The sequence below is a fragment of the Planktothrix pseudagardhii genome, assembly GCF_904830925.1.
GTDB lineage: Bacteria > Cyanobacteriota > Cyanobacteriia > Cyanobacteriales > Microcoleaceae > Planktothrix > Planktothrix tepida.
This window is the reverse complement of sequence record NZ_LR882967.1, coordinates 4,589,131-4,615,507: the sequence shown is the minus strand read 5'-3', so window position 1 is coordinate 4,615,507 and position 26,377 is coordinate 4,589,131. Positions and strand designations below refer to the sequence as shown.

General features: G+C 39.2%; 25 protein-coding genes and 1 tRNA gene. 13 read left to right on the top strand and 13 right to left on the bottom strand.

What is annotated here, in order from left to right; all coding sequences use genetic code 11:
• Nucleotides 1–310 precede the first annotated feature (310 nt).
• Nucleotides 311–2,308, bottom strand: coding sequence for an excinuclease ABC subunit UvrB (gene uvrB / locus NMK36_RS19795; RefSeq protein ID WP_072719887.1), 1,998 nt, complete (start codon nt 2,306–2,308; stop codon nt 311–313).
• Between the two features lie 69 nt (nt 2,309–2,377).
• On the opposite strand from uvrB, the gene NMK36_RS28830 reads away from it, so the two are divergent.
• The 5 genes from NMK36_RS28830 to NMK36_RS19775 all read left to right on the top strand — a co-directional run bounded on the left by NMK36_RS28830 (nt 2,378) and on the right by NMK36_RS19775 (nt 4,865).
• Nucleotides 2,378–2,506 (top strand): hypothetical protein, encoded by a 129-nt coding sequence (locus NMK36_RS28830; protein ID WP_281250331.1) that lies wholly within the window; start codon nt 2,378–2,380, stop codon nt 2,504–2,506.
• A 127-nt stretch (nt 2,507–2,633) separates the two neighbouring features.
• Entirely contained in the window at nt 2,634–3,119 is a 486-nt protein-coding gene (locus NMK36_RS19790) for a hypothetical protein (RefSeq protein WP_072719886.1), read from the top strand.
• Between the two features lie 238 nt (nt 3,120–3,357).
• On the top strand, nt 3,358–3,552 hold the full coding sequence (locus tag NMK36_RS19785) for a hypothetical protein (protein ID WP_072719885.1): 195 nt from the start codon (nt 3,358–3,360) through the stop codon (nt 3,550–3,552).
• Between the two features lie 70 nt (nt 3,553–3,622).
• The gene (locus tag NMK36_RS19780) at nt 3,623–4,669 is read left to right on the top strand and encodes a M42 family metallopeptidase (protein WP_254174470.1); all 1,047 of its coding nucleotides are present in this window, start codon (nt 3,623–3,625) and stop codon (nt 4,667–4,669) included.
• Nucleotides 4,670–4,792: 123 nt separating this feature from the next.
• A tRNA-Glu gene (locus NMK36_RS19775) sits at nt 4,793–4,865 on the top strand.
• 83 nt (nt 4,866–4,948) lie between these two features.
• Here NMK36_RS19775 and NMK36_RS19770 read toward each other — a convergent pair.
• The 3 genes from NMK36_RS19770 to NMK36_RS19760 all read right to left on the bottom strand — a co-directional run bounded on the left by NMK36_RS19770 (nt 4,949) and on the right by NMK36_RS19760 (nt 11,376).
• Nucleotides 4,949–7,747, bottom strand: coding sequence for an ATP-binding protein (locus NMK36_RS19770; RefSeq protein ID WP_254174469.1), 2,799 nt, complete (start codon nt 7,745–7,747; stop codon nt 4,949–4,951).
• A 35-nt stretch (nt 7,748–7,782) separates the two neighbouring features.
• Nucleotides 7,783–9,303, bottom strand: a complete 1,521-nt coding sequence (locus NMK36_RS19765) for a diguanylate cyclase domain-containing protein (RefSeq protein WP_302184698.1) — start codon at nt 9,301–9,303, stop codon at nt 7,783–7,785.
• Between the two features lie 90 nt (nt 9,304–9,393).
• Complete coding sequence (locus NMK36_RS19760) at nt 9,394–11,376, bottom strand: CBS domain-containing protein (RefSeq protein ID WP_254174468.1); 1,983 nt, start codon at nt 11,374–11,376, stop codon at nt 9,394–9,396.
• A 421-nt stretch (nt 11,377–11,797) separates the two neighbouring features.
• Here NMK36_RS19760 and NMK36_RS19755 point away from each other — a divergent pair, with 421 nt between their 5' ends.
• A complete protein-coding gene (locus NMK36_RS19755; protein ID WP_254174467.1) occupies nt 11,798–12,814 on the top strand; it encodes an aldo/keto reductase in 1,017 nt (338 codons plus the stop codon).
• Between the two features lie 25 nt (nt 12,815–12,839).
• Here the strand turns inward: NMK36_RS19755 and NMK36_RS19750 are convergent, their stop codons facing one another.
• Both NMK36_RS19750 and petJ read right to left on the bottom strand, forming a co-directional pair.
• Nucleotides 12,840–13,499 carry a hypothetical protein gene (locus NMK36_RS19750; RefSeq protein ID WP_072719880.1) on the bottom strand — a complete coding sequence of 220 codons (660 nt, stop codon included), beginning with the start codon at nt 13,497–13,499 and terminating at the stop codon, nt 12,840–12,842.
• A gap of 147 nt (nt 13,500–13,646) precedes the next feature.
• Nucleotides 13,647–14,051, bottom strand: a complete 405-nt coding sequence (gene petJ, locus NMK36_RS19745) for a cytochrome c6 PetJ (RefSeq protein WP_083580069.1) — start codon at nt 14,049–14,051, stop codon at nt 13,647–13,649.
• Between the two features lie 560 nt (nt 14,052–14,611).
• On the opposite strand from petJ, the gene NMK36_RS19740 reads away from it, so the two are divergent.
• The gene (locus NMK36_RS19740; RefSeq protein WP_072719878.1) at nt 14,612–14,809 is read left to right on the top strand and encodes a hypothetical protein; all 198 of its coding nucleotides are present in this window, start codon (nt 14,612–14,614) and stop codon (nt 14,807–14,809) included.
• A gap of 66 nt (nt 14,810–14,875) precedes the next feature.
• Here NMK36_RS19740 and queC read toward each other — a convergent pair whose 3' ends face one another.
• Nucleotides 14,876–15,556 (bottom strand): 7-cyano-7-deazaguanine synthase QueC, encoded by a 681-nt coding sequence (gene queC, locus NMK36_RS19735; RefSeq protein ID WP_072719877.1) that lies wholly within the window; start codon nt 15,554–15,556, stop codon nt 14,876–14,878.
• A 260-nt stretch (nt 15,557–15,816) separates the two neighbouring features.
• Here queC and NMK36_RS19730 point away from each other — a divergent pair, with 260 nt between their 5' ends.
• Nucleotides 15,817–16,338: a DUF4149 domain-containing protein gene (locus NMK36_RS19730; RefSeq protein WP_072719876.1), complete on the top strand. Its 522-nt coding sequence runs from the start codon at nt 15,817–15,819 to the stop codon at nt 16,336–16,338.
• Nucleotides 16,339–16,532: 194 nt separating this feature from the next.
• Entirely contained in the window at nt 16,533–17,000 is a 468-nt protein-coding gene (locus NMK36_RS19725) for a DUF29 domain-containing protein (protein WP_072719875.1), read from the top strand.
• Here the strand turns inward: NMK36_RS19725 and NMK36_RS19720 are convergent.
• The 5 genes from NMK36_RS19720 to NMK36_RS19700 all read right to left on the bottom strand — a co-directional run bounded on the left by NMK36_RS19720 (nt 16,989) and on the right by NMK36_RS19700 (nt 21,167).
• Entirely contained in the window at nt 16,989–18,122 is a 1,134-nt protein-coding gene (locus tag NMK36_RS19720) for a DNA cytosine methyltransferase (RefSeq protein ID WP_072719874.1), read from the bottom strand. The two genes, NMK36_RS19725 and NMK36_RS19720, sit on opposite strands and share 12 nt — an antisense overlap.
• Before the next feature lie 123 nt (nt 18,123–18,245).
• The gene (locus tag NMK36_RS19715; protein WP_072719873.1) at nt 18,246–19,367 is read right to left on the bottom strand and encodes a beta-ketoacyl-ACP synthase; all 1,122 of its coding nucleotides are present in this window, start codon (nt 19,365–19,367) and stop codon (nt 18,246–18,248) included.
• A 137-nt stretch (nt 19,368–19,504) separates the two neighbouring features.
• The gene (locus NMK36_RS19710) at nt 19,505–19,687 is read right to left on the bottom strand and encodes a hypothetical protein (RefSeq protein ID WP_254174466.1); all 183 of its coding nucleotides are present in this window, start codon (nt 19,685–19,687) and stop codon (nt 19,505–19,507) included.
• 116 nt (nt 19,688–19,803) lie between these two features.
• Nucleotides 19,804–20,565 (bottom strand): peptidylprolyl isomerase, encoded by a 762-nt coding sequence (locus NMK36_RS19705; RefSeq protein WP_190519255.1) that lies wholly within the window; start codon nt 20,563–20,565, stop codon nt 19,804–19,806.
• Nucleotides 20,566–20,600: 35 nt separating this feature from the next.
• Nucleotides 20,601–21,167 (bottom strand): photosystem I assembly protein Ycf4, encoded by a 567-nt coding sequence (locus tag NMK36_RS19700; RefSeq protein ID WP_072719870.1) that lies wholly within the window; start codon nt 21,165–21,167, stop codon nt 20,601–20,603.
• A gap of 342 nt (nt 21,168–21,509) precedes the next feature.
• Between NMK36_RS19700 and psbD the strand changes: the two genes are divergently transcribed.
• The 4 genes from psbD to NMK36_RS19680 all read left to right on the top strand — a co-directional run bounded on the left by psbD (nt 21,510) and on the right by NMK36_RS19680 (nt 25,644).
• Nucleotides 21,510–22,568, top strand: coding sequence for a photosystem II D2 protein (photosystem q(a) protein) (gene psbD, locus NMK36_RS19695; protein ID WP_072721612.1), 1,059 nt, complete (start codon nt 21,510–21,512; stop codon nt 22,566–22,568).
• On the top strand, nt 22,552–23,934 hold the full coding sequence (psbC, locus tag NMK36_RS19690) for a photosystem II reaction center protein CP43 (RefSeq protein WP_072718779.1): 1,383 nt from the start codon (nt 22,552–22,554) through the stop codon (nt 23,932–23,934). The genes psbD and psbC overlap by 17 nt, the downstream gene beginning before the upstream one ends.
• A gap of 126 nt (nt 23,935–24,060) precedes the next feature.
• On the top strand, nt 24,061–24,942 hold the full coding sequence (locus tag NMK36_RS19685; protein WP_367997218.1) for a DNA cytosine methyltransferase: 882 nt from the start codon (nt 24,061–24,063) through the stop codon (nt 24,940–24,942).
• A 60-nt stretch (nt 24,943–25,002) separates the two neighbouring features.
• Nucleotides 25,003–25,644: a Bpu10I family restriction endonuclease gene (locus tag NMK36_RS19680; RefSeq protein WP_083580057.1), complete on the top strand. Its 642-nt coding sequence runs from the start codon at nt 25,003–25,005 to the stop codon at nt 25,642–25,644.
• Nucleotides 25,645–25,755: 111 nt separating this feature from the next.
• Here NMK36_RS19680 and NMK36_RS19675 read toward each other — a convergent pair whose 3' ends face one another.
• Complete coding sequence (locus NMK36_RS19675; RefSeq protein WP_222425243.1) at nt 25,756–26,373, bottom strand: 7-carboxy-7-deazaguanine synthase QueE; 618 nt, start codon at nt 26,371–26,373, stop codon at nt 25,756–25,758.
• Between the last annotated feature and the right edge of the window lie 4 nt (nt 26,374–26,377).

Genomic DNA, 26,377 nt, shown 5'->3' with positions numbered 1-26,377 from the left:
TAAAAGATTGTCAAGAAATATTGATATTTTATTGCAAATTCTTCTCAAATAGTTGACGCAATCATGGGGGTTCTGGTACTATAAAAGAAATACCTCCCAAGGGGTTATTGTGTCTAAAAGCAAAAATGGCAGCTAGAACCTTGATTCTATCGTAAAATATGCTAATTTTCTGACGAAATTGGGAGGAGATGTGACACAGGTTTTTGGACTAAAACCGGAGGCGTTAGAAAGAGGGGTTGACAAAATACACATTTTGTGCTGTAGACTTTAAACTGAAATTTTCCCCTCTTGCTGGACATATTAACTCTAGCTAATGTCCGATAAGTTTATCGCGTAATTGTTTAATGCGATCGCGTAGTTTAGCGGCTTCCTCAAATTCTAATTGTTTGGCTGCGGCTTTCATCTGGGTTTCTAACTGAGTAATGACATCGGGAATACTTTCTAAAGGCAAGTCCTCCAAAATTTCAACCTGTTTTTCTACCGTTTGAGCATTTAACCGTCGAGACACATCCAAAAATTCCAAAATTGAATTACTCGATTTTTTGATAATTTGTTGGGGAATAATCTGATGTTCTTGATTATAATTTTGTTGAATCTCGCGCCGTCGGTTGGTTTCATCAATAGCTTTGCTCATACTTTGAGTTAAATTATCCGCATATAAAATCGCCTGTCCTCGAATATTTCGCGCTGCGCGTCCGATGGTTTGAATTAAAGAGCGTTCGGAGCGCAAAAACCCTTCTTTATCCGCATCTAAAATAGCAACTAACGACACCTGGGGTAAATCTAATCCCTCCCGTAATAAGTTCACCCCAATTAACACATCAAAATCTCGGTTTTGTAATCCTTGAATAATTTCTATCCGTTCAATAGACTGAATTTCCGAATGCAAATATCGAACTTTCACGCCTCGGTCTTGTAAATATTCCGTTAAATCTTCCGCCATCCGTTTTGTTAAGGTTGTAATTAAAACCCGTTCATCTCGTTCCACTCGCTCTTGAATTTCTCCATATAAATCATCCACCTGTCCCTCCGTTGGACGCACGAACACTTCAGGATCAAGAACTCCCGTAGGACGAATAATTTGTTCGACGACTTGACCTTGAGATTGTTCAATTTCCCAATCTCCGGGTGTGGCTGATACGAAAATACATTGATTGACTTTTTGCCAAAATTCTTCCGCTTTCAACGGTCGATTATCCGCCGCACTGGGTAAACGAAACCCATGTTCAATTAAAACTTTTTTTCGCGCTTGATCACCATTATACATTCCCCGAATTTGAGGAACAGTAACGTGAGATTCATCGACGACTAATAACCAATCATTGGGAAAATAATCGATTAAACATTCTGGAGGTTCTCCCGCTTGTCGTCCGGCTAAATGGCGAGAATAGTTTTCCACCCCATTACAATATCCCACTTCCCGTAACATTTCCAAATCATAACGAGTGCGTTGAGATAAGCGTTGCGCTTCTAATAATTTACCTTGGGTTTCTAATTCAATCACTCGTTGTTTGAGTTCCTGTTCAATATCATGACAAGCTATTTCTAACCGATCTTCTGGCGTTACGAAATGTCGCGCTGGATAAATACTTAATCCGTCTAAACTTTGTAAAACTTCTCCTGTGACCGGATCAATATAACGAATGGCTTCAATTTCATCGCCAAAAAACTCAACTCGAATAATTCGATCTTCATAAGCTGGGCCAATTTCTAATACATCTCCTTTGAGACGAAATCTCCCCCGTGTTAATTCCACATCATTGCGAGTATATTGAACAGAAACTAATTCCCGTAATAATTCCCGTTGATCAATTTCCTCTCCCACTTGTAAGGGAATAGCCGCTTTTAAATATTCCGCAGGCATTCCTAAGCCGTAAATACAACTAATGGAAGCCACAACAATTACATCTCGCCGCTCAAATAAAGATCGAGTGGCGGAATGGCGGAGCATATCAATTTCATCATTAATAGAAGCGGTCTTTTCAATATAAGTATCGGTGACGGGAAGATAAGCTTCTGGCTGATAGTAATCGTAATAACTGATAAAATATTCAACGGCATTTTCAGGAAAAAAGGAACGGAATTCGTTACATAATTGGGCGGCTAAGGTTTTGTTATGGGCTAAAACCAAAGTCGGACGGCCAATTTTTTCAATCACCGAGGCGATGGTAAAGGTTTTTCCGGTTCCCGTCGCTCCCAATAGGGTACTAAAGGGTTGTCCTTCCTTAATATTATGAGTGAGTTGAGCGATCGCTTGCGGTTGATCGCCAAGGGGTTGAAAGGGAGCTTGAAGTTGAAAGGGGATCATAGGAGAGTAGGGGGAGTAGGGGCGAGGTCTTCTCGCCCATCAACAGCCGACAGTCAGTAGAGACGCGCCATGGCACGTCTGTACACAGTCAACGGTCAACAGTTTTACTTATTATGGCAAAAAGAGATTTGTCTCAACGCGGTATTTACTAAAGATCCAGTTTATTTTATAATTTATTTAGCTTTAATCCAAAATTAACACCTAACCCGTCCTTAATTATCTCCTTAATTGAGTGAAAGGCTAGGAAAATTTCAATGATGAAATTAATAGCAGGGTTAAGTATAAATTCTAAATTCGCCCTGTCAAAAAAAACTAGGTATTCATCATGACAGTTAGCTCATCTACACCCAAAAGGGGGAATGCTGGGAAGCGAACCAGTGGAACAGCAAACTCAAATCAAGATAATAAAACTCAAGCTGATCAGGTTAAAGTAGACATTGTTAACAACGAACCAACTACAGATATGAGCCCAGAAAATCAATTAGAGATCGTGGACAAACCTGCCAAAAAAGGCTCTCAAGCCAATACAGCACCGACTCAAATTCAAGTCGCTTCAACGATGACGTTTATGAACCGTCCCATTGAACATAGTCATCTTGAAATTGCGGGGATGTTATCAGCAAATCGTCCAATTTTTAAATCTAATACTCCTAATGATGTGGCGCTCATTCATTTAGAAGATGCGGTGGGAGCCTTAGCAAATCGTCCCATTGAAGCCAGTCATTTGCAAATTACCTCTATGGTGATGAACCGTCCTATTGCGACCAATGACATTGATGATCCTGTTACTTTAATGGGATTTTTGGATTAAATCTCAGATTGAATTGTTGTTGTGAATCAAAATCGGGTTTCTGAACTGAAAAACCAGAAATTCGATTTATTTTATTCGGATAAATTTTGATTATGAGAACTCATAATCCCCCTTTTTATGATCACGTCTTACCTATTTATAGGTTATCAAAACTTTATTAGATATTGATTAACTCCGGCTCTAAACTTAAGCTAATGATCCTGTATGATAGTAGGAGAGATTTTTATTGTCCGATAAAATGTTTGATTTTTTGACCAACCCTTCTGTTATTTTAACTTTGGCGATTCTTCATGGTATTATTGGTGCGATCGCTGCTTTTGTTGCTCAACAAAAAGGACGAAGTTATCCTCGATGGTTAATCATTGGATTAATTGGAGGAACACCTGCCTTAATTGTAGCCTTATTCTTAAAACCAACTTCAGTAAGTCAGTAATTAGGGAACAGGGAACAGGGAACAGGGAACAGGGAACAGGGAATAAATAGTAATCAGTAATTAGCAAAAAATGGATTATAATACTTTATTTCAAACCATTGAAAATTTGGTTTTACAACATTCTCCTAGTGGCGCAGAATGTGAAATTAATCAATGGTTATTAGAAGGGTTTTCTCAACGCGGTGTGGAAGCTTGGCGAGATCAAGCTGATAATATTATTGCTAAAATTCCGGGTCAAAATCCAAACCGGGCCATTGCCATTACGGGACATAAAGACGAAATTGGCATAATTGTTAAAAGTATTGAAGATAACGGAAGAGTTTTGATTCGGAAATTAGGAGGTTCCTTTCCTTGGGTGTATGGAGAAGGGGTAGTTGATTTATTAGGAGATCACCAAACCATTAGCGGAATTTTGAGTTTTGGTTCTCGTCATATTTCCCATGAATCTCCGCAAAAACTCCACCAAGAAGAGAAAGCGTTAAAATGGGAAGATGCTTGGATCGAAACGAAATGCAACCCGCAGGAATTAGAAACCGCCGGAATTAGACCGGGAACACGGGGAGTTGTGGGAAAACACCGGAAAAAACCTATCCGCCTCAAAGATTATATTGCTAGTTATACCCTTGATAATAAAGCCTCCGTTGCGATTTTATTGGGATTGGCAGAAACCGTTAAAAACCCGCCCATCGATGTGTATCTTGTGGCTTCTGCGAAGGAAGAAGTTGGGGCTATTGGGGCTTTATATTTTACCCAGAGGCAAACTTTAGAAGCGTTAATTGCCCTGGAAATTTGCCCCCTCGCACCCGAATACCCTATCACAGGAGATGAAAAACCGGTGTTGCTGTCTCAGGATAGCTATGGAATTTATGATGAGGGGTTAAATGGTGAACTGCGACAGGCGGCAACCACCGCAGGAGTACCGTTACAACTGGCGATCTTAAATGGGTTTGGAAGTGATGCTTCTATTGCAATGAAATTTGGCCATGTAGCACGGGCGGCTTGTCTGAGTTTCCCGACTCAGAATACTCACGGTTATGAAATTGCTCACTTAGGAGCGATCGCGAACTGTGTTAAAATTCTACAAGCCTTTTGCAGCAAAGATTTCAGCGCAGTTTAAAAAAATCTAAAAAAAATTTTCTAAAAGGGTTGACACCGATTCGGATATAGGCTAGATTAATAAAGGTGAAAGGCACGAAGTCAAGCGCGAAATCAAGCAACGACTCAATGCCCAATGTCATAAGCCCCCATCGTCTAGAGGCCTAGGACACCTCCCTTTCACGGAGGCGACACGAGTTCGAATCTCGTTGGGGGTACTACAAATCAGAAAAGGCTTAAGGTTTAAAGGAAATCTCAAGCCTTTTTTTGACGTTAAATGCAGGACAACAGGATTTGGTGCTTAAACAGAAGAGAAAGGTTGGGGGAGGAGGATAGCGGTCGCATTCGCAATAATATCATAGCGAAAATTATTGACTAAACGGGTCAGGATCTCGCTTAACTCATGATGATGAATAGCAATTTGTTCAATGGCTTCAAAAATTAAGCGATCATCCAATTGAACCGCGCCTTGATTCAGTTGTGCAATAATGTCTAAAGAAATATTGTTCAAGTCAGAGGCATTGAGCGTGAGTTCAGAGAGAGATTCAGGCTGAAGGATGTGATCCTGATTTTCTTGATATTGATATTGAATTTCTAAATAGTGAGCAATTTTTTCTAAAAGCATAGCTGCTTGTACAGGTTTGTGCAGACAATCTTGACAGCCAACGGCTAAAATTTTAGATTTTTCTTCTTCAAAAACGCTGGCTGTAACGGCAATAATAATCGGAGGTTGTTGAGAAGATTGAGATTGAATAGATTGAGTTGCTATATATCCATTAATAACAGGCATATTCATATCCATTAAGATTAATTGAGGCAACCAATTTAAGGCAATATTGATCGCTTCTTCTCCATTTTTTGCTTCCTGAACTTCAAAGCCAATCGGTTCTAATATTTTCCGTAGAACTTGGCGATTTTCCCAACGATCATCAGCAATTAATATTCGATAGGGTTGGGTTAAATTTACAATTCCAATAACAGGTTTATTTAAAATATTAGATTGATAACTATCCAGTTCTTCAGTTAATTTAGCTTGAATATTAAAATAAAATATTGTCCCTTTACCTACGGTACTTTTAACATTAATTTCTCCTCCCATCAGTTGAATAAATTGTCGGCTAATGGATAATCCTAAACCTGTTCCTTCTAAAGCTTTTTGTCCGGCTTCAGTTTGAATAAAGGCTTCAAAAATACTCTCTAGGTGAGTGGCTTCAATCCCAACCCCCGTATCTTCGATTTCAAAATTCAAGGTGATTTCTGGTGAGGAGTTAAACTGAGAATTACATCCTTTTTTGACTCGTAAACTAACAGAGCCATAATCGGTAAACTTAATTGCATTTCCTAATAAATTTATTAAAATTTGACGTAATTTTTTCTCATCAGTTTTTATATATTGAGGAACATCTTTCTCCAAGTTTATCATTAAATCTAATCCTTTAGATTCTGCTTTTAGTTGTAACATCTGTTGAATTAAATTTAATAAATGATAGAGATTAAAACTACTGGGGCTTAGGGAAATGTGACCCGATTCAATTTTAGCCATATCGAGGACATCATTGATTAAAGATAATAAATGTTCTCCACTGCGGCTAATAATTTGAATATATTCTTTTTGCTCCATATTGAGAGAATGATGATGATTTAATATTCCCGTAAATCCTAAAATAGCATTCAAAGGAGTTCTTAATTCATGGCTCATTCGCGCTAAAAATTCACTTTTAGCACGGTTGGCTACCTCTGCTATATCCTTCGCGTGTTTCAGTTCTATTGTCCGTTCTTCAACCCTTTGTTCTAAAGATTGGTTGGTTTCTTCTAATCGGATTAAATAATCTCTTAATTGTTGTGCCATTTGATGAAATGTTTTGGCTAAAACTCCTAATTCATCAGAACGGCTAAGGTCAATTTTTTGATAAAAATCTCCTTGAGAAAAAGCGATCGCAACTTCTTTTAAACTCATTAAAGGAACCAAAATCCAACGGGAAGTTACTAAACCCATCAAAGTTGCCATGAGTAAAGCAACAATACTTAATAAAATTGTATTTCGTGTATTTTGATGAATTTGCTGCATGAAATCCGATTCAGGAACCACAACAACAATTAACCAATCTAAACCCAATTGATCTTGCCAAGGATTGACCTGAACAAAAAATTTTTCCCCGGCTTGATTAAAACTAAAATTTTGGGGTTGTTTAATTTGAGTTAGATGAGTAAAATATTTCAAGAGATGCTGAGTGGTTAAACAAATTAAAGAATCTTCAATTTCCGTGCCTTTAATTCGTTGTGCTTCTCCTTTCACTAAACGATAAGATTTAGTGGTGCTAGAACTCGCTACTAATAATTCATTGCGTTCTAAAATAAATGTTTTTCCTGATGAACTAATTTTTATGTGTTGTAAGAAATTGCTAATTTGAGATAATTGCTGATCAACACTTAATACGCCAATTAACTTTTTATTTTGACTATAAATGGGTTGACTATAAGAAATAGAAATATATTGAGGATAGCCTTCCCAGTTGTAAATATCACTCCAAACTGCATGACCGACTTTTACTGGATCAGCATACCAAGATTCTGCTTTAAAATTATAGGTATCTGCAATATCATAGGCAGGTTTAATTCGATTTCCTTGAGAATCAGTTTTATAGGATAAACTCTTTCCTTGAGTATATTTCCGAGACGTTTCACTAATTTCATAATAACCTTCTGGGTATCGACCCGCACCAATAAATTCTCCTGTGCTGCTGCCAAAACTAATATAACCAACGTTGGGAAAAATTTGTAATTGCTGCCAAAAGTATTGTCCAGTAGTTTTAAAATTATCAAGATCCAGTAAGCCGAGTTGAATCGCTTGAGCGTTGAGTTGGTTAATAGAAACTGGAACCGATAAATAAGTATTTAGATGTTGTTTTAAGCGATCGCTAATTTCGTGTTGTAATTGATTAGCTAAATCATTGACAACTTTTTGTCCATTCCGAAAAGACAACCAACTCACTAACCCCACAGAACTAAAAATCAACACCGAAAAAGGAACGACCAAAACATAACGTAATGGAATTTTACAACAAACTTTGACTAAGTAACGGCTTAAAAAAGAAGGCATTTTCACGAGGAATGCTAAATTCACAAAATTAATAATTAATGTGAAGATTCAGACGCAGATTCAGGAGATGTATAGACAATATAACGATTTCTACCTTGTGCTTTGGCTTGATACAGGGCTTGATCCGCCGCTTCAATTAAAACTTGAGGAGAGCTATGAACCGAAGGCATGAAACTGGCAATTCCCATACTGAGAGTTAAGTGTGAACTCAGGGGTGATTCAGGATGAGGAATCTGCAAGGAATTAAGGGTATTAGCGATAATTTCAGCGACTTGAATAGCCCCTTGGATGTAGGTTTGAGGAAGAATAACTGCAAATTCTTCACCCCCATAACGAGCGACTAAATCCCCCGGACGGCGAACAGATTGATCAATGGCTTGGGCAACTTGAATTAAACATTCATCTCCGGCTAAATGACCGTATTGATCATTATAACACTTGAAATAATCTACATCACAAAAAATTAATGATAAAGGCTGTTTTTCTCGCGTACCTCGCTTCCATTCTTGCTCTAAATATTCATCAAATCGACGTCGATTTGCCACCTGAGTCAGTCCATCCATCATGACTAAACCTTCTAAACGTTGATTAGCAATATGTAACTGTTGATAGAGTTGAGATTGTTGAATGGCAACTTGCAATTGTTCAACTAACGTACAAGCTAATTCAACTTCGGTATCTTGCCAAATCCAAGTTTGGTGATGACGATAGACACTTAAACTTCCCCAAATTGAGGAACCGACCCATAATGGAACAATCAATAAAGCGCCCGGATTCATCTCGGTTAAATTCTGATTAATCGGTTGATCAGCATACTGTTGAAAGTTAGAAATCCGAATCACTTTTTGTTGCTTGATTTGGGCGGAAATTAAATTATCATCATCAGGAATAATAATTCCGATGGTATCATGAATTTGAGAGCCTTGAGTGGCACTTGCCACAATAATCCAGTGGTTTTGATCGGGGATATATTGAGCAATTGACACTCGATCAACATTTAAGAGTTGACCCATTTCTAAGGTCGCTGTTGAGAAAATTGTTTCTAAGTCTAAGGGCTGACTAATCGCTTGAATCACTCGTCTTAATCCTTTTTCCCGTTGCGCTTGTTCTTGGGTTTGTTCATACAATTGACTTTGATGAATAGCAATAGAAACTTGAGCCGAAATTTGTTCAAGTAAATCTAATTCCCAATAGGCCCATTGTCGAGGACAAGTACAGTGGTGAGCCATTAAAAATCCCCACAATAGTTCACCTTTAATAATCGGAACTCCTAAACACGCCCGGACTTGACACTGTTCAAACCACTGTAACTGATCGGATTTAAGATGGGCCGTATAAATATCAGAAATATTATGAAGGCACCCTTGACTAAAGGGGATAATACATTGGTCTTGAGTTAAATAGCTGCTGGGAATTTGTTGACCCCATAAAGACATCCACTCCACACCAACGGATTGTACAATTACGAGGGCATTTCCATTCGGTTCAAACCGATAAATTAAAACCCGATCCGTTTGTAATAATTTGCGAATTTCTGTAACGGTTGTAGTTAAGATTTCTTCTAAATTTAAAGATTGGCGAATCCGTTGGGTAATTTCCGTAACAACTCGTTCTCGTTTCAGGAGTTGACGCAGGGTTTCTTCGATTTATTTGCGTTCTGTAATATCTAATAACGTTCCAAATAAGCGAATGACTTGACCTTGTTCATTCCTCATCACTTTGCCTTTGATTAAAAGATAACGCAGAGAATCATCGGGGCGAAAAATACGGATTTCCTGTTGAAATTGTTGACCTTCGTTAAGTGCTTTTTCCATGCGATGACGGATGAGTTCTCGATCATCAGGATGGGTAAAAACTTGTAATAATTCCTCATAGGTGGGAACAGGATGATCGGAACTTAACCCATAAATACAAAAGCTTTCCTCTGACCACTGAATCTCTTGGGTGAGCAGATCATAAGACCAACTCCCTAAATGAGCCAATTTTTGGGCTTCTGCTAAAGCCAAGTTGGTTTCTTGTAGGGTTTCTTCAACTCGTTTTTGATCGCTAATCTCTCGAATCACCGCGACAACGGAGGAGGAAGAAAGGGGAGAAATATTAGCCGAAAACCAACTATTTTTTCCGCCAATTTCCAAACAATATTCTAGGGTTGCTGTGGTTTGAGTGGCGATCGCTTTTTGTACAGTTTCTAACATTTGAGTTGCGAGGGGTTCAGGAAAAATTTCTTGGGGTGTTTTATCTAAAATTTGATCAACGGGTAGATACAGAATATGGGGATTATTCGTAATCACATTGAGATACCGTCCTTCCTCATCTAAAATTAAGACTAAATCCGACATTGCCCCAAAAACAGCCCGCAGTTCTGCTTCCGATTGACTTAAGGCAGCTTCAACTTGTTGTCGCTGAAGTTCAACTTGCTTGTGTTTGGTAATATCTCGACCAATCGCTTGAAATTCCCAGTTCTGTCCCATCTCATCGGGAATCACCTGCACCGTCCATTCTAACCAGCGTTGTTGATTAGATTCCTCTGTCAGACAAGACTGATAGCTTAGGGTTTCTTGGGTTTCTAACAAATGGGTGATTTGCTCTAGCCCCAGGTTTTGTTCATGATCGGGAAATAGGGAAAAAATACTTTGTCCGAGTAATTCGGAAGCCGACTGACCCAAATATTGACAACCGGCTTGGTTAATAAACGTTAAGCTTCCTTTAACGGTGTAACAACAGACAAATTCAGGAAAACTATCGAGTAAGTGATGATAACGAGCTTCTTGCTGAACTAAGGTTTGTACAAGCTGCATTTCTTGTTTAAGTTGTACCGTTTGAACTTCTAAGGTATGTTGTAAAATATCAATTGTTTCTAGTAATTCTGACGGATCAATAACCTGTAAAATATGGGTTTGAGTCACAATTCCGATTAAATTTTCTTCAGCCGTTGTCACCACTAATCGCCGAATTTGATGACGCTGCATTTGTTGATGGGCTAACCATAAAGAATCCTGGGCTGCAATAGCAATTACGGGTGAAGTCATCACCGTTTCTGCAAGGGTTAATTCAAAATTAAGATTCAATTGTTGGAATCGCACCATATCTCGCTCTGTGATCATTCCAATCGGTTGAATCAGTCCTTGATTTTGTAATTGGGTAATCACAATACAACTCACTTGATAGGTGATCATCAAGTTGGCTAAGTGTTTGATAGACGTGCTGGGAGGGGCATGAATCACCCGAATTTGCATCACATCCTCCACCCGTCTTAATTTTAGTAAATCGTAAGGAATCAGACGGTCACGAATCTGTTTGGGGGTAATGATTCTGATAACTTCACCCTGAAGATTAACAATGGGTAAATGGCGAATTTTATGGTGATTAAATTGTTGAATTACTTTTAAGGAATCCGCCGCTTCTGATTCCAATAAGGTAATAACATTGGCTGTCATCACTTGGGTAATGGGGACTTGATCAAAATGAATTTCAGCTGCAATTGCCCGCACAATATCTCGTTCAGTCACAATCCCGATCAGTCGTTGTTCATCAATGACTAAAATACAGTCATGATCCCTCTGGTTCATGAGGTTAATCGCATCTATACTGGGGGTATCTGATGTTACAATCAGTAAATTAGATGGCATTGCTGATTACTATATTTTTGTGATTGAAATCAGAATTTTTTATGACACGTTCCCTGACTGCTATCTGCCAGATTGCCACAAAAGATACTGCTTAAAATTCTATTGTGGCTTAAATTCATCGGATTGGGATAAAACTCAATTGAACTTTATTCTTCTACTTCTTGGCGAGTCCAGTAGAATCTCGCTCAAGGAGCTTGTGACAAAACAATCCGTCACATTTTATTAATAGGGGTTGACATATCCTCAAAAATTGATAATATTGTATTTTACAATGTCCGATCAGTCGGATTTATAAAAGATTAATAAAAATTTTATTTCCGACCTTAACCCTTTACTTAAAACGCAAAGATTGATTAAGATCTCCTATAAGCTAGTCGAAATTTTACCTTGAATGTATTGCCGATTTTTTTAAACGTAGAACATGAAATTACCCGTTTCCAGCCGATTTCAATTGACAGAAGACCTGAATATTTGTCGCATTTTAAATGGGATGTGGCAAGTGTCTGGATCTCATGGACGGATTGATAGCAAAACAGCCATTGAGAGTATGTTTAAATACTGGGATGCTGGATATACGACTTGGGATCTCGCCGATCATTATGGCCCGGCGGAGGATTTTATTGGGGAGTTTAGACGACAATTAATTGCAACTCGTGGACAAGCCGCATTATCCCAACTTCAAGCTTTTACAAAATGGGTTCCTCGTCCGGGGAAAATGACAAAAAATATTGTGGAAAAAAATATTGATATTTCTCGTCAACGGATGGGGGTAGACTGTCTCGATTTACTACAATTTCATTGGTGGGATTATCAAGATCAAAATTATTTAGACGCTTTACATTATCTGGCAGAGTTACAAACTGAAGGCAAAATTAAGCATTTAGCCTTAACCAATTTCGATACAGAACATTTAAAAATTATTGTTGAACATAACATTAACATTGTATCCAATCAAGTACAGTTTTCCCTAATTGATCGTCGTCCTTTAGCTAAAATGACCGAGTTTTGTCAAACTCACAATATCAAATTACTGCCTTATGGTGTTGTTTGTGGAGGATTTTTATCCGAAAAATATCTGGATCAACCTGAACCCAATAAATTGCGATTAGAAACCGTTAGCTTGAAAAAATATAAAAATATGATTGATGCTTGGGGAGGATGGAGTTTATTCCAAACCTTATTAATAACCCTGAATGCGATCGCCCAAAAACATCACGTTACTATTCCTAATATAGCCGTTCGTTATATCCTCGAACAACCCACCGTCGCCGGAGCAATGGTAGGGACAAGATTAGGTATTTCTCAACATATTGAAGACAATGCTAAAGTCTTTGAATTTAGTCTTGATTCTGAGGATGATCAAACCCTGAATTCTATTTTTTACCAATCCCGTGATTTAATGCAAATCATTGGTGACTGTGGAGATGAATATCGATAATTTGTTGAGGGTTATCAATTAACTCCTAAGAATTTTTTAACGCCTGAACCGCGCGAACCAATCGTTTTAGATAAGGTTTAATTAAGGTTTTTTGTTCGGTTTGTAAGGTATTAACTTGTTGAGAAAGCTGATCGATTTGAGTGTGGATTGTAGCTGAATCTGCAACAGATTGACTTACCCAGGCTTCTAAAGCTGTTGTTAAGGATTGATGTTCCTGTCCTTCCCAATGAGGGGTAGAAGTTTGTGTTGAGGTCTTCAATTTATCAATAGCTTCTTGCATTAACTGAAACCGCACATTCATCACTTCCCAATCCTCTTGTCGCAACGCATTTTTTTCTAACCGTTGAGTTACCCGTTGTAACTCCGTGAGCACATCCGTAATCGGATCAAGTTCATTCGATTCTGGGGGTAAGGTTTGCAGTTGCTCATGCAACGATTCCACGACCCCGTGAACATCCGTAATTGCTGCATCCAGACTTTGACGCATATCCTGTTCAAACCGTTGACGATTGACAAGATTGAACAGCAACGCCGCACTGAGGGGAGTCAGCGCATAGAGAACCGGCTGATACCATGCCGCAATCAGTGTTCCAAGTGCGGTTCCCCCAACAGAAACATACTCAGCTAACTTCCACCCATCGACAGGGTTCCGTGACGGTTTTAAGGGTTCTGGGCTATCTTGCATAGTTGATTTAATAATTCCCCCTTATTTTAGCAATAGGGGGAGAATTGTTAACTGATTCCCTTTAAAAATTACCTTAACTTAAGGTTTAAATCCTTTGAAAACTCTATCCTAACTGTAATTTTCAAGGTATTTTACCTCTCAAATCAATCAATTTAATTCTCCTGACTTTTCCACATCCGGTCTTCCTTCGGTTTGAGAGGGGGAACTTAACCATCCCTTTTCTGCTTGTGTAGCAACATAATCAGCAACGGTTTTAATTTGTTCAGCCGTTAACCGATTTTTAAAGGCAGGCATCGCATTTTTACCATTGGTTACTTGATTGACAATTGCGGCTTGAGCATCTTCTTCATATCCTTTTAGGTATTTAACCAAAGCTTCTTTTTTTAAAGTTTTATTAGCAACAACCACATTATTTCCATTAATATGGCAGGCAGCACAGGAATTAGAAAAAATTTGAGATCCATTTAACGCCTCTTCTGCTAATACAGGTTGAGGTAGGATTAACGTTAACAATACAAAACCTAGAATAAAAACTGATAATAATTTTTTCAATTGAATCTCCTTGAATCCGAAATAGGCAACTGGTAACACAAAGATTTTACATCTACAATAAAAACACGGTATGTCCCTCGACAGAGAAACCAACGAGCTTCTAATTTGTTGAACCATACCATAAAGTTAATCTGGGGGGAAAGCTTTCGCCAGAAAATAATACTTAGTTGTAATCACCTCACTCCCTAAGCAAAAACTGCTAGGTGTTAACGGAAATGATAACAGCTATAGCAATCCTATTTGAGTTGTATCCAAAATTTCTGCTCAAAAGGGAACAGGGAACAGGGAACAGGGAACAGGGAACAGGGAACAGGGAACAGGGAACAGGGAACAGGGGTAATACTTCTAGCTGTTTCATATCAGTTTTAAATTATCACAACCTATTTGGGATTGCTATAGTGAGTAATAATACTGAATTTAACAGGATATTCTGCATTTGTGATCCAGCTTACTGATTCATGATGAGAATGATCACACCTACAGTGCCACAGAAATCATTGGATAGATTCGCTCAATCACAGATATTAAAAAGGCTTAATGGATTGCCTTTGGGTCTGTTTATGTCTGAACCTATATCCTGTTCTGCTTTAAGTTTCAAGCAAATGGTCGAGCAAATTTTAAGAACTCAATCCATGAGTCGTCAAGAACGATATGCACTGAGGTATTGGTTATTACGCAAACTCGATGAACACGAACAACAGTTAGTTTATACCCTCCAAAGGGGGTTATATACAGGGGAAATCAAAATCACAGATTAAACAAGTTAAAACCCAGAGAAGTTAGGGAATAAAACTCTATTATTCCTTCTCTTTTATTGAGTTCATTTAACTTTTAATATAGGGAATCGGATCAGTTAACCCTAGTTCTGAAAAGGCTGCTAATCGCAGACGGCAAGAATCACAAGTTCCACAGGCTTTTGTCTGTCCTGCATAACAAGACCAAGTAAATTCCCAAGGAACACCTAAATGATTACCCAGTTGAATAATCTCTGTTTTTTTTAAATGAATCAGGGGGGATTCAATCGTAATTGGATTGCCTTCTCGACCTTGTTTTGTTCCTAAGCGAAAGACTTCTTCCATTGATTGAATATAATCGGGTCTGCAATCAGGATAACCCGAATAATCTAAAGCATTTACTCCAATATAAACCCGACTAGCAACAATCGCTTCTGCATAAGCTAAAGCGAAGCTTAAAAATATAGTATTTCGTGCCGGAACATAAGTAACGGGAATACTTTCAGCCATCTTTTCAATCGATCTATCCTGGGGTAAATCGAGGTGATTATCTGTTAATGCAGAGCCTCCCCATAAGGTGAGATCAAAGGTAACAACTTGACGTTCTATGACTCCTGCACATTCAGCAATTTTTCGGGCTGATTCGAGTTCTTTTCGATGTCGTTGCTGATAATCGAAAGAAATCGCATAGCATTCACACCCATCTGCTTTAGCTTGGTATAAAACCGTAGAAGAATCTAAACCACCCGACAATAAAATAACTGCTTTCACTAGAGTCTTTTTCCCTTTTTAATAATGTTGATTTTATTTAAGTTAATTTTAACAAAAAATAAAGCGATCGCATCCCTCTGCAAGTTACAATTTTTACAAAGCTCCCAAATGGACAAGCTGGCTTTAAAATCAATATTTAAACATTTCTATAATTTTGTAAACTTTTATTATACAAAATACTTCACATTCTATCTCTGAAATTTTCGCTACACTAAATTTAAAGACAGCAATTATATCTCTATACATAGGTAGTTTTTACTATGGCTACAGTCTCTAAACTAGAATATCATCCCACGCGCTGGCTAACTTTGGTATTAGGAACCTTAGCGTTCTGGATGGCAGGTAGCTTAATTCTTGACTTTGTAATTATGCCGACAATGTATGTTTCAGGCATGATGGAAGATACAGGATTTACCTCTACTGGAACACTGATTTTTTCAGTCTTTAACCGGGTTGAGCTAGTCTGTGCAGCAGTGGGTTTAACCGGTTTAATTGCATTAGCAATGAACCTTCCTGAAAAATTTAGTAATCGCCTACGGACACTGACCGGATTATCCTTTTTCCTATTAGCGATTACGATGATTTACACCTACATTCTCACCCCTCAAATGAGTGCGTTAGGAATTAACCTCAACCTCTTTAATGGGTTAACTGCTATTCCTGATGGCATGAACCAACTCCACTGGGGTTATTTTACCCTAGAACTGATTAAATTATCCCTTTTAGGCACAATTTTAGGCTGGTGTTATCGTAATCACAGTAAACTCGATATCACGTTCTAAATTTATAGCAGGGAACAGGGAACAGGGAGGAAAAGAAGAGTGTACGGCGCACAGTTTTAGTATCAGTCTACGTCCTAACACCCCAGGCACGAGGGTTATATCTTTAAAATAACAGTAAGTTGGGTTTTGTTTCCTTAACCCAACTTTTTTATTTAAGTTGTTATAATTAAATCTAACTGAGTCTAGGATATCCCATGACAACCAAACTCCCGATCACAGAATCTAAACCCAATTCAAGTTTATACGAAGAAGATTATCATCTTTGGTTAATGAATACTATTCACCAGTTACAACAGGGAAAATTAGCTGAAGTTGATATGGTTAATTTAATTGAAGAATTAGAAGCTATGGTCAGAAGTGAAAAAAAGGCTATCAGAAGTAATCTCAGAATTTTATTAATCCACCTATTAAAATATAAGTATCAATCTGAGAAACGAACGAATAGTTGGCTATTTACTATTCGAGAACATCGAAAAAGATTACGAGACGATTTTAAAAATAGCCCAAGTTTAAAGCGATATTTTCTTGATGTTTTTGAAGAATGTTATCAAGATGCAAGAGAATTAACGGCTGATGAAACAGGATTAACCGTCGATACTTTTCCTGTAGAATCTCCATTTTCTCAAGAAGATACATTAAACCCAGATTATTTACCGGAGTGATACTAATTCACACATTTCTTGATTGGCTAATTTTAAACGTTCTTTAATTGATAATTGTTGTAAATCTTGACTCAACTCATATAAATTAACTCGCTCATAATTACCTTGAAATAAAGGAATTAACGCTTTAACTAACGCAACAATTCCATCAGGAGGAACTGCATTCCCAATTTGTCGGCGAACCTCAGTAAATGATCCTTCAAAGATAAAATTATCTGGAAACGATTGTAACCGAGCTCGTTCTCGATTAGTTAATGCTCTCGGTTCTTTATAATGATATCCCCAAGTTCCACCGCCACCACCTGCAATAATAGTTGTTGAAGGTTGGTCAGGGTGTAAACGTCGGTAAACATGACTAATCATTCCTTTAACATAATATTCGCTATCTTTCGGAATATCAGTAAAATTTCCTCCAGGTTTAATCCGTTTTAAAATTTCAATGGTTCTCGGTTGGATTTTTTGATGTTCATTATTATAAGGAACTTTTTCTACCCCGGCTAATACTTCTGATGCAGTTCGATAAGGATATTTTCGATTTAACCCATATTCCGGTTGGGGATGAATAAAATTAAATCCGGTATCTTTTCTAATTCCAACTAATAACACCCGTTCTCGAAATTGAGGAACCCCATAATCAGCAAAATTATAAAGTTTCGGTTTAACTAAATATCCCGGTTCAATATTTTCAAATTCAGAAATAATCCGTTGAATGGCTTTATAATTATTCGCACTTAATAATCCCTTGACATTTTCAGCAATAAAGGCTTTCGGTCTTTTCGCTTGCACAAATTTAAGAAAATAAGTATATAAATTTCCTCGTTCTCCTTCTAAACCAGGACGTTTCCAAATCATTGAAAAGTCCTGACAGGGGAAACCTCCCGTAATTAAATCTGTGTCAGGTACTTCAGAAATATCAATATTTTCGATTTGATTATGAACAATTACATCTGCAATATTCCGTTTAAAAGTTTGGCAAGCATTTTCATTAGAATCAATCGCCCAAACTACTTTAAATCCTGCTTTATGAAAGGGTAAATCCATTCCTCCACATCCTGAAAAAAGAGACAATGTTGAGGAGGTATATTTCCATTTGACTTGAGATAAACGTTCAGTTAATAGCATTTCTATTTGGATTATTAGGGATAATTTATAGTATATAGCAGTGGTTGTAAACTTTGTTAACTCAATCCATAAGTCTAGTGAGTTCGATTAAAATTCAATCTGTTAAATCTAGTTAATTTTTAATTAAGGTTTACCGAGTGCAATAATAGCATTTTGTCCGCCAAAACCAAAACTAAAACATAACGTATTTCTGACAAAACTAGAACGAACTGAGGTCACGAAATCTAAATCAAATTCAGGGTTTTTCAATCCAACACAAGGCGGTAAAAGTTGATAATTTAATGCCATTAAACCAAATGCGACTCCTAACGATCCTGACGCTCCTAATGTGTGTCCGGTCGCCCCTTTTGTCGAACTGACGGAAACGCCTTGAGGAAATAATTGTTGAATTAATTTAACTTCATAGTCATCATTTAATGCGGTTGCAGTTCCATGAGCATGAATAAAATTAATTTTATCAGGAGATAAATGACTATTTTTTAAACAAGTTTTAATGGCTGCGATCGCACTTTTTTGATTAAAGTCTGGTTTATTACTGTAAGCCGCATCATTGGTTAATCCAAATCCTAAAATTTTCCCATAAATTTGAGCTTTTCGCTGTTGTGCTAAATCTTCTGATTCTAAGATCAAAATAGCCGCTCCTTCCCCTAACACAAATCCTTCTCGATTTCGATCAAAGGGATAGCAACCTGTTTTTGCTAACGCTCCCATTTGTTCAAATCCGGCTAACGTTAACGGGGTAATAGGTGCTTCTACCGCACCGACAATCACACGCTGACATTGTTGGGTTTGAATCAGTTCCAATCCTTGAGCGATCGCCCAAATTCCTGTAGCACAAGCAGCCATTGGTGATACAATAATTCCTGTAGATCCGATTTTTTTAGCTGCATTTACAGCAATATTAAAATGTAAATAATCCCTAAATTTAATTAAATTAATATTCTCTTCCCCCCTTGCTAACTGTTCTAATTTTCCTTGATATCCCCGACTCGAACCGATCACAACCCCACAGTCGGGTAAAGGGGGAGTTAAATCAGCCATCATTAACGCATCCGTGATCGCCTTTTCTAATAATTCCGTAGGATGAGACGGAATATCATGAATTAAAGCGAGGGGTTGGGTCAGAAGTTCAGGAAAAGGTTGATAAGGTAATATTCTTGATTGGCTCGATAGCAATCCTTTCCAGGTTGTTTCTAAATTCCCTAATGCTGAGATTAAACCAATACCAGTAACAACAACATTCATTATTGATGAGTAATCTGTCTTCAACAACCGAGAGTCAGAATTAACTCTAACTAATATGAAATCCTGAAAATAATGCTACAAAAGGGAACAGGGAACAGGGAACAGAAGGGAAAAGAAAATAGGGAATCTGATTAATTTTAAACAGAAGTTGAAAATCGGTTTTTCATCCAAACTTTCTGATAACGGTTCTGTTCGCATAATCCCAAATAATCACAATGTTCAAATTTCTCTAAAAAACAGAAAATCTTACCAATTTCACTATAAAGATTATTATTTTTCCACTGTTCACCTTCTGGCATCAAGCAAGGTAAATGTCCCATGGGAGCAGATAGATCAAAGAAGGGTGAGTAAAAATACTAATCCCAATCCAGCTTGATTGAGTTTGAGATCCTTACCCACCCTGGGAAACTAAAAGTTTACAATTTTTGACAGTTTATTAATTTTTCAGATTTTCTAACCCTTGGGTCACTTTAGCAGACTGAATGCGATCGCCTTGTTTAATTTGATCAACAACATTCATCCCGTCGGTAACATAACCAAAAACCGCATAACTCCCATCCAGGAACGGTAAATCTGCTAAGGCAAAATAGAACTGAGAAGAAGCGGAATCAGGGAATTGAGAACGAGCCATGGCTACTGCACCCCGACTGTGGGATAAAACAGGAGCTTTTTGGATTCCGGCACTTTCTAAGGTTTTACTATAGATCGGCTGTTCTGCACCTTTGGGCTTAATTTCTAAGGGGATCATCCGTTCTTTGGATGTCTTGGGATCAATAAATCCCCCAGTCCCTAATCTAGCACTGGGAAACTTAGGATCTTTACTTTGAGGATCGCCCCCTTGCACCACAAAGGGTTGAGGATCACGGACAACCCGATGAAAAGCTAGACCATCATAAACCCCTTTATTAACGAGATCGACAAAGTTCCCGGCGGTAATGGGGGCATTAGTGCCATCAATTTCAATAGTAATTGGCGATTTATTGACCGTCATTACTACCGTTGCTTTTCCGTTTAATTGGGGTGAATTTGCCATAGGTTGGGTTGAAGTTGGAGAACTGGGAGTAAGGGTCTGCTCGACAGATGGATTGTTCTGAGCTTGAGTTTCTGCTGAAGTTGTCGTAGAACTACAGCCCGCCACGATTAACACACATAAGAGCAGGAGCGGTAAAAACCAGTGCTGTGTGTTGAATTGTTTCATTTTAGGTCTCAATTTTTTTTGTGCAGTCGGATATTTTACAGTCCTTCTAAGGGAACTTGTAAAAACTTCGCTAATTCAGCCCCTTGATTTTCTAAGTCTGACAAAGGCAGGGGTTGGCCTACACGGGTTAAGGGAATTTCTCGACGGTCTTTGAGTTTGAGATACAACGCTCGACGGGGGTTGAGTCCATCTTTGATATCTACCCGAATTGATTGAACCTCATTAACGTTGCAATTGAATTCAACTTTACGGTTTTTCCCCGGAAAGCCCCACCGGAAAATATGAATCTTTCCCGTTTCCCGATTAAATTCATTGTATCCACCGCCTAAATCCCACAGAATCACCAGCCATAGATACAAAGCCAGTAACAAGGCTGCTGTTCCATATAACCCCATGACAATTCCTTGGGGGATAAAGATCAGTTGGGTCGGATCGGCGAAGGGTAAAAGATTAATTTTCAAATAGCTGGATATACCCGATAAGAGAAAACCAGTCCCACCAATGGTGATTACACTGGCCCACCAGTAGTTGCTGAAGCGACGGGAACCCGTAACTTTCTGATCAAGGATTTGATTCGTTGTAGTCTTTGTTTGGGTACTCATGAAACGTAAGAGTGTAAATCTTCACAGTCAACACCTTTGCAAAAATTGTTAACTGTAATATATAGTTATGTTAACTTGCTTAATAGTCTACCGCTAAATGTCCCCCGGTTAACCGAGGACACCATCTGTAGACTCAAAGCATCCGATCGATCGCTGAACAGTTGGTCTCGCAAGGGAAAAAAACTGCTTTGTAAGACCTTCGGCCGAACTGCGTTCGGATTGATTTCCACAGAAGGTCAAACCAGTGAAACGATCAGCCCCATCAAAAATCGAGAAACCGATTGATTATGGGGTAGTTCACAAAGGATAATGTTTTAGATAACCCAAGAGGATCGTTCTGAAATGACTATAGCAGTCGAACGGCCGCAAGTTCAGAGAGGATGGTTTGATGTCCTCGACGACTGGCTCAAACGCGATCGCTTCGTCTTCGTGGGTTGGTCAGGAGTTCTACTGTTTCCTTGTGCTTATCTAGCCCTTGGTGGCTGGTTAACCGGAACAACCTTTGTTACTTCCTGGTACACCCACGGTTTAGCAAGCTCTTATTTAGAAGGCTGTAACTTCTTAACAGCCGCTGTTAGTAGCCCCGCCAACAGCTTAGGACATTCCTTGCTGTTCCTGTGGGGGCCAGAAGCTCAGTGGGACTTCACTCGTTGGTGTCAACTGGGTGGACTGTGGGCATTTGTGGCTCTGCACGGTGCTTTCGCCCTGATCGGCTTTTGTCTGCGTCAGTTAGAAATTGCCCGCTTAGTCGGCATTCGTCCCTACAACGCCATCGCCTTCACTGGGCCGATTGCGGTATTCGTCAGTGTGTTCCTGATGTACCCCTTGGGTCAGTCTAGCTGGTTCTTTGGCCCTAGCTTTGGGGTGGCGGGAATCTTCCGCTTCATCCTATTCCTGCAAGGGTTCCATAACTGGACACTGAATCCCTTCCACATGATGGGAGTCGCGGGAATCCTCGGTGGTGCGCTGCTGTGCGCCATTCACGGAGCGACGGTGGAAAATACCTTGTTTGAAGATGGCGACAAAGCCAACACCTTCCGGGCTTTTGAACCGACTCAAGCAGAAGAAACCTATTCTATGGTGACCGCCAACCGCTTCTGGTCACAAATCTTCGGGATTGCGTTTTCCAACAAACGTTGGTTACACTTCTTCATGTTGTTCGTGCCTGTCACGGGACTGTGGATGAGTTCCATCGGTATTGTCGGTTTAGCACTCAACCTGCGGGCTTATGATTTCGTCTCCCAAGAATTACGGGCAGCCGAAGATCCTGAGTTTGAAACGTTCTATACCAAGAACATTCTGTTAAATGAAGGTCTGCGGGCTTGGATGGCTCCTGCGGATCAACCCCACGAAAACTTTATTTTCCCGGAGGAGGTATTACCGCGTGGTAACGCTCTCTAATACTTCTTATGTCAGCGGCCGTGACCAAGATTCCACAGGATTTGCTTGGTGGGCGGGTAACGCTCGTCTGATTAATTTGTCTGGTAAGTTGCTGGGCGCTCACGTTGCTCACGCTGGTTTGATCGTATTCTGGGCTGGGGCAATGACCCTGTTTGAAGTGGCTCACTTCATTCCTGAAAAGCCCATGTATGAACAAGGTTTGATTCTGATCCCCCACATGGCAACCCTCGGTTGGGGTGTTGGCCCTGGTGGTGAAGTCATTGATACCTTCCCCTATTTTGTGATTGGGGTTCTGCACTTAATTTCCTCAGCGGTTCTCGGTTTAGGCGGGATTTATCATGCCGTTCGTGGCCCTGAAGTTTTAGAAGAATATTCTTCTTTCTTTGGCTACGACTGGAAAGACAAAAACCAAATGACCAATATTATCGGGTATCACCTGATTCTGTTAGGTCTGGGTGCTTTCCTGTTGGTGTTCAAAGCCATGTTCTTTGGCGGTGTTTATGACACTTGGGCACCCGGTGGTGGTGATGTTCGCATCATTACTAATCCAACCCTCAACCCAGGGGCGATCTTTGGCTATCTGACCAAAGCTCCCTTCGGTGGAGAAGGCTGGATCATCGGTGTTGACAACATGGAAGACATCATCGGTGGTCATATTTGGATTGGTCTGATCTGCATTTCTGGCGGAATCTGGCACATCCTCACCAAACCCTTTGGCTGGGCACGTCGCGCTTTCATTTGGTCTGGAGAAGCTTATCTGTCCTACAGCTTAGGCGCTCTGTCCCTGATGGGCTTTATCGCCGCTTCTTATGTTTGGTTCAATAACACCGCTTATCCTAGCGAGTTCTACGGCCCCACAAACGCTGAATCTTCTCAAGCTCAGTCCTTTGTGTTCTTAGTCCGTGACCAAAAACTCGGTGCCAATATCGGTTCTGCTCAAGGCCCTACAGGTCTAGGTAAATACCTGATGCGTTCTCCGACAGGTGAAATCATCTTCGGTGGTGAAACCATGCGCTTCTGGGATTTCCGTGGCCCTTGGTTAGAGCCTCTGCGTGGCCCCAACGGTCTTGACCTGAATAAGCTGAGAAACGATATCCAACCTTGGCAAATTCGCCGCGCTTCTGAGTACATGACTCATGCTCCTAACGGTTCTATTAACTCCGTGGGCGGGATCATTACTGAAGCTCAAGGGTTTAACTATGTTAACCCCCGCGCTTGGTTGGCTGGTTTCCACTTCATTATGGGCTTCTTCTTCTTAATTGGTCACTTATGGCACGCAGGTCGCGCTCGTGCTGCGGTGGCTGGTTTTGAGAAAGGTATTGACCGGAAATCAGAAGCTGTACTTTCTATGCCTAATTTAGACTAAGGTTTAATCCTGATGTCTGATGACAGTGTAGATCGTTAATCAAAGACCCCGCCTGAAGAATCAGGTGGGGTTTTTCATTAGAATTTATTTGGAATTAATAAGTATTATTACAATTAAAAATGTGATATTTGTCATTTTAATACGGAAAGCCACGTTAAAGACATTTGCACCTTTAAACCAGATATTATTATTGGTGGCCCTCCCTGCCAAGGTTTTAGTATTGCAGGGCCAGCCCACAAAGATCCTCAAGATCCTAGAAATAGCCTATTTATTAACTTTACTCAATGGATTAGTTTTCTGCAACCTAAAGCTTTTATCATGGAAAATGTTAAAGGTTTGCTCTCTCGCAAAAATGGTGAAGGAATAAAGGTCATAGATCTGATTAAAAAGACCTTTGAAGAATTAGGATATTTTGTTGAAATTTGGTTATTAAATGCTGCTGAATATGGTGTACCTCAAATCAGAGAGCGTGTTTTTATTGTAGGAAATAATAGGGGAAAAGTAATGGGTTTTCCACCCAAGTCCCATTCTATAAATGACTCTAATTCTAATCATTTACAATTATCTATATTACCGGATCAGCAGTTATTCCCCGCTTTAACTCTATGGGATGCTATATCAGATTTACCACCTTTGAATGCCCGTGAAGGTCAAGAGGAATTGCCTTATAGTTTAGCATCTCAAAATCCTTATCAAGACTGGCTCAGAAAGGGGAGCCAAACAATCTATAATCATGTTGCAATGGATCATTCTCAAAGACTTGTAGAACGCTTTAAACAGATTAAATGGGGGGAATCAAGTGCTAATGTATCCAAAGAATATGGGGCAAGACATCGAAGCGGGAATGGAGAATTATCTGGTCAAACTTACGATCAAAATAATCGCCGTTTGTACCCCCATAAACCATCCCATACCATCACTGCCTCATTTTATGCTAATTTTCTTCATCCCTTCCAACACCGGAATTTAACAGCACGGGAAGGAGCGCGAATTCAATCTTTTTGGTAATGCTGTTCCTCCCTTACTGGCTAAAGCAATTGCACTCCATCTGACAAAAAAATTAGAGTTATGTCCACAAGTGATAGAAACCCTTTAGTTCATGGTTCTAATCTGCAACAAAAAGAAAGTAATCGTAAAAAATATCAAGATGTTGAGAGTAAGAAATTTCTCACGGAGATTAGAACTGAGTATAATCAATGGCACTCAGCTAATCTCGAACTAATTGGGCCAACTTCAACACCAACAGACAAGGATAATGAAATTATTGCCCAAAGGGTCAAACTTCTCTCAGATTATAAAGATTTTTTAGATCAGCAACATTATGCTGAAAAATTTGATTCTCGATCTAACCTTCACTCTAGTGTATTAGAGGAGTTTCTTTACTATTTATTTAAAGATTTAGTTAGAGATTTTGGCTCAAATGCTCTAATTGGAAAATCTCATACTTTCAAAGATATTTTCTTTGTTTCTCCTAAATACTCGGAAATGTTAAAGCGACCTTACGCACGCATTGAGAAGAAGGATCATGATTTTGTGATTGGAGCAACAATTCAAGCATCTTTTGAAGCAGCAACCCCACCCGAACAAGATGAAACCCCTGGTGAATTGGTGACCTTTGTTCAACAAGAACCAGAAAGCTATTCAGAAGCTACAGTTACAGGTAATGTGGAAACGCATCTTTTTGATATTCCAGTGGTTGTGATTGATTGATGAATAGTTAGGATCTTTCTATCAATGGTGTCAAGGTATGAATGCTGATAAACCAGTGGGCGATCACAGCTTCCATATTTTCATTATCTATCCCTAAAAAATGGTGTATAATTAAGGAACATTCAAATATTTATGAAGTTGCACGGATAATCGATAGTGAGGAAATTGTTTTAATAAGTCTAATACTAAAGGAAAGGTGCGATCACGTTGAGTCCATTCGGGTTGTAAAAAGACAGGAATTTGAGGGTTAAGCGTTAAATATTCTGCATAAAATTCTAATTCTTTTCCCGTTTCAATCACCAGTTTAATCTCTGATGCCCGTTTCCACATGAACTCAACAACCGGATATTTCCAGTTAACATGATGTTTTGGACTTAACGTAACCCAAACAGAATTAGAAATATCTTGCCAAAAGGAGCCTGATGTTTCAATGGAAACGCTTCTTCCCGTCGCTTCAATGGTATTGATTAAAGCCGGAAGTTGAGCATAAATAAACGGTTCTCCCCCAGAAATTACGACTCTAGGCGATCGCAATTCTGTAATTAAATCCTGAAAAGATCGAACTTGACGGGGTAAATTCATCCCCCCATTGGCATAGCCCGTATCACACCAAGGACAACCCACCGGACACCCGGCTAAACGAATAAAATCCACCGGGGTTCCGGCCCAATATCCTTCGCCTTGAATTGTACTTTGAAAGGTTTCATGAACTGGAATTTCAAGCCTCAAAATC